Below are 2,898 nucleotides of genomic sequence, written 5' to 3' on the forward strand. Positions count from 1 at the left end.
ACAATTGGGGTGCAGTTCAAAATCTGGTCTTTTTTCTATTTTAAGGAGGAAATTTATACATGAAATTACTAATTATTGATACAGCAGACGTTGTAATGAAGAGAAAGTCTGATGGACATACATTTATAACTGCTGAAGCACAATTAACATCTATTTCTCAATCATTAGGTATTAACGAAAAAATCTATGGTGGTATTGTTAACAAACCTCTCGCAATTATGAAAGGTCAAAAAGAGGTAACTTCTGCTCTTCGTAATGCTTTCTATGATTCGGAATTCCTTGCAATAACTCAAGGTGTTTCAGTAGAAAATGGTGAAGCTACAATTAATGAAACTGAAAAATCATTAAGTTGTAGAAAATGCAGGTGCTCTTGAAGTAACAATCACCGGCACACCCGTTGGCGACACTGTATATGTTAGAAATACTGATGGTTCAACTAAATCTGCTACTGTTGCAACTGGTAAAGTAACTATTCCAGATGCACATGCTAAAGCAGGCGACTTAGTTTCTGTTACATATCTAAAAAAAGTTACTGGTAATATTGTTCAATTAGATACAGAGAAATTCGCTGAAGCATTTACACTTGAATACCATACTATCGCTTATGATCCTGCTACGAATAAAGTTGTTAAAGATATTTATATTCAGCTTGACCATGTAGTACCTAATGATGAATTTGAATTATCGCTGAAAAATGGTAACGCAATTGCTCCAGAAGTAAACTTCGAATGTTTAACTGCTCCAAACACAACTCAAATTGGACGTATCATTGAAGTAGATCGTACTACTCCCTAATGTTCCCCACGGATTAGTTGCTTCAAATATCACTCATGATTCAATTACTTTAAATTGGAACTAATTAAATGGGGAGTCGAATCTCTTAATAAATTGATAGGGAAGCGTCACTCTTCCCTATCTCTATTAATATCATAAAGTATGAAACAAGAGAGGTGAACAAATGCCAATAACTTTTAATGTTTACCGTAATAATGTATTGATTGCAAGAAATTTAGCTAAGAAAACTTTTACCGATACAATTTATCACCTAATACTCAATACAAATATCGAGTTTCAAGGGTAACTGAATATGGTGAAAGCCCCCTTTCCAAAGAACTCACATTAACACCCCTCCATACCCCACCTACTGCTATCATTACCGATAAAGCAAGTGCAACCGTACATTTAAATAATACGAATACTGTTACAGCTAGTGTTGAGCCTTCTGATGCAAGCCAAGAAATTGTATTTTCATTGACCAATGAAGGAATTGTCAGTGTGACAAACAACAATAACGTTTTCACTTTGACAGGATTAAGCGTAGGAACAACTAGATTGAGACTAATGTCTAAAGTTAATCCAGAAATCTATAAAGATGTAACTATCACTGTTCCTAATGTATCAGTTCAAAGTGTAGAACTAGATTAAGAAACTGCAGAGATTACGGTTGACGGTACTGTGAAACTTAATGCTAATGTTTTACCTTAATACTAATAAACAAGTAACCTACTCATCTTCTCATCCGTTGATAGCTTCAGTTGATAACGATGGATTAGTTACAGGGGTTTTGGTTGGAAATGTAACAATGACAGTAACTACAATTGATGGAGATAAAACAGATACTTGTCAAATAACAGTTGTAGCTTCACAAGTAGTGAAAAATGTTTCCGCAGATTTGGGTGGTATTGGAATTAATTAATAATTGGAGGTTTTAAGATGGCTTTTCTTAATGAAGATAATGGTGTATGGACATCAGCAAGAGCAGATACAGATAACAAGCCTATTACAGATGTAAGTTTAAAAGGTTCTAGTAAACTTAAAGTAGGTAGGGCTTCAGTTGCTACAGCAGGTACGAGAGTTCAATTACCAAATATCCCATGTAAAGAAGTTACTATTACTGGTTTAAAGGCTAATAAAGGAACTATTTTCGCTGGAGACGAAACGGTATCCAGTCAAACTGGTATCGAACTAGACGCAAAAGACTCTTTCACATTCGTTGTGAGTAATGTCAATTTGGTTTATATCGATGCAGCTGTAAGTGGAGAAGGTGTTACGTATGTCGCGATTTAGTGGTGGTAGTAATTTACCAATTAACCCACAAAAAACAACATTCGCTCAAGAACATCATGACCCTAATTTTGTCCCTACTAACTATTTAGGTGGTATCACTTGGTCTGAAAAAGGTAGTGCAATGAACATTAATGGAAGTCCGAACGCTTTAGTTTATTGGACACACTCTTCATTTATCCCTGTTCAACCAAATACGAAATATGTTTTAACTGGGAAATATGGTTCGTTGAATTATATATTGTTTGATTCGACTAAGAAAATTGGTGTTCAAACGTCTCTAGGAATTGTTTCTAACAATCAAAACTATAATATTGAAACATTATCTAATACAGCGTACATTGTTATCAATGCAAAAATGACAAGTGGAGAGGGTTTTAATCAACCTGAAAAGATGGTTGATCCCAGCGAAACAGCAACATATATTACAATCCCCAAATTAAAAATTCCAGGGGATTCTAATCTTTACAAAGACAAAAAGATTGTTGTGTTCGGAGATAGCAATATAGGGAACTTTCAATCTGATGGAATTCCAGCTTTACTATCCTCGGAATTGGGGATAAAAGCTTATAATGTTGGTTTTGGGGCATCAAGAATGAGTACACATCCTAATGCTGAATATGAAGCCTTCTGTATGCACTCCTTAGCTGATAGCATTGAAACAGGCAACTGGACATTACAAGAGTCTAAAATAACTTCTCACCCTGAATTGCCGTCAACTTTTAGACAAGCCTTGAATACTATAAAAGTAATAAACTGGCAAGAAATTGATTATGTAGCAATATGTCATGGTTCGAACGATTGGACAAACTATGACACTAAGATAGAAAACCC

The 2,898-nt window shown here is 35.0% G+C and carries 5 protein-coding genes; all 5 read left to right on the plus strand.

Annotated elements, in window-relative coordinates; genetic code table 11:
• Positions 1-59 precede the first annotated feature (59 nt).
• Positions 60-374, plus strand: coding sequence for a hypothetical protein (locus tag V7014_RS19170; protein ID WP_335509323.1), 315 nt, complete (start codon positions 60-62; stop codon positions 372-374).
• A 901-nt stretch (positions 375-1,275) separates the two neighbouring features.
• On the plus strand, positions 1,276-1,425 hold the full coding sequence (locus V7014_RS19180) for a hypothetical protein (RefSeq protein WP_335509327.1): 150 nt from the start codon (positions 1,276-1,278) through the stop codon (positions 1,423-1,425).
• 40 nt (positions 1,426-1,465) lie between these two features.
• Positions 1,466-1,696 (plus strand): Ig-like domain-containing protein, encoded by a 231-nt coding sequence (locus V7014_RS19185; RefSeq protein ID WP_335509329.1) that lies wholly within the window; start codon positions 1,466-1,468, stop codon positions 1,694-1,696.
• A gap of 17 nt (positions 1,697-1,713) precedes the next feature.
• Positions 1,714-2,067, plus strand: coding sequence for a hypothetical protein (locus V7014_RS19190; protein ID WP_335509331.1), 354 nt, complete (start codon positions 1,714-1,716; stop codon positions 2,065-2,067).
• Positions 2,054-2,898: hypothetical protein (locus V7014_RS19195; RefSeq protein ID WP_335509333.1), on the plus strand; the 845-nt coding region annotated here is incomplete at its 3' end. The genes V7014_RS19190 and V7014_RS19195, both read left to right, overlap by 14 nt.

It is taken from the genome of Bacillus sp. JJ722 (assembly GCF_036963345.1).
GTDB lineage: Bacteria > Bacillota > Bacilli > Bacillales > DSM-1321 > Bacillus_AD.

Coding starts and splice junctions, on each gene's coding strand:
- V7014_RS19170 (WP_335509323.1), top strand. CDS start 60: ATGAAATTACTAATTATTGATACAGCAGACGTTGTAATGAAGAGAAAG.
- V7014_RS19190 (WP_335509331.1), top strand. CDS start 1,714: ATGGCTTTTCTTAATGAAGATAATGGTGTATGGACATCAGCAAGAGCA.
- V7014_RS19185 (WP_335509329.1), top strand. CDS start 1,466: ATGCTAATGTTTTACCTTAATACTAATAAACAAGTAACCTACTCATCT.